Raw genomic sequence first — 557 nt, 5'->3', positions numbered from 1 at the left:
TCCTCGACGTACACCGCTTGATTCTCACGGATGATCGTCGTGGACAGCTTGTGCTGCCAGTCCCGCCGGGTGTCGGCCACCCGGGCGTGCGCCCTGGCGACCTTCACGACGGCCTTCCCACGGCGGTTACTGCCCCGCTGTTTACGCGACAGGGCCTGCTGCAGCCGCTTGAGCCTGCGGGCAGCGCGGCGCAGGAACCTGGGCGCGGCCACCTTCGTGCCGTCCGGCATGACCGCGAAATGCGTCAGCCCCAGATCGATCCCCACCTCGGCGTCGGTCGGCGGCAACGGCTCGTCCGTGGCCGAGACGACGAACGAGGCGAAATACCTACCGGCGGCGTCCCGGATGACCGTCACGGACGACGGGTCCGACGGCAGTGTCCGGGACCAGCGGACCGTGAGGTCGCCGATCCTCGGCAGCCGCAGACGGCCGTTGTCCAGCACCGCGAACCGGGAGTTGCGGGTGAAACGGATGGCCTGCCGGTTGTCCTTACGGGACCGGAACCTCGGCGGCGCCACCATGCGGCCCTTGCGCCTGCCCGACACGGAGTGGAAGAA

At 69.5% G+C, this 557-nt stretch carries 1 protein-coding gene; it reads right to left on the bottom strand.

Going from position 1 to position 557, the window contains the following annotated elements:
- A partial coding sequence (locus ACFHW1_RS28845) for an RNA-guided endonuclease InsQ/TnpB family protein (RefSeq protein WP_416616743.1) occupies positions 1-518 on the bottom strand: 518 nt, incomplete at its 3' end.
- Between the last annotated feature and the right edge of the window lie 39 nt (positions 519-557).

This window comes from Micromonospora sp. LOL_014, assembly GCF_048060245.1.
Lineage (GTDB): Bacteria > Actinomycetota > Actinomycetes > Mycobacteriales > Micromonosporaceae > Micromonospora_E.
This window is presented reverse-complemented; position numbering and strand designations above follow the sequence as displayed.